This window comes from Colwellia sp. BRX10-4, assembly GCF_014077465.1.
Lineage (GTDB): Bacteria > Pseudomonadota > Gammaproteobacteria > Enterobacterales > Alteromonadaceae > Colwellia_A.
The window spans coordinates 1-274 of sequence record NZ_JACGVZ010000141.1 but is presented as its reverse complement, the minus strand read 5'-3'; the positions used below and the strand labels follow the sequence as shown (position 1 = coordinate 274).

Annotated in this window: 1 protein-coding gene; it reads right to left on the bottom strand. The window is 31.4% G+C overall.

The annotated features are described in order from the left end of the window. Window positions 1–35: 35 nt before the first annotated feature. Window positions 36–274, bottom strand: a 239-nt coding sequence (locus tag H4J67_RS20400; protein ID WP_220471684.1) for a hypothetical protein, incomplete at its 5' end; no start/stop codon positions are given.

Here is a 274-nt window from a genome sequence, read left to right as displayed (position 1 = left end):
CAACTGTTTTTTGTCCGTTTGAATGCCTTGTTAGGTTAATCTAGCTTCTTTAGTCGCATAGATAATAAAACAAGTAATCCGCCCATAATACCTGTAGAAACACCTCCAGTGAGACCAAGGGATATGATGAATGGCTTTAAAATAAATAATGATAATACAAGAGCAGGTATAAATAAAATAGCGGCCACTTTAAAATTTATAAATGATTTAAATTGTTCAGAGCAATGAGGGCATACTTTAACTTTGCCAAATTTATTCAAAGTTTTAGAAAATA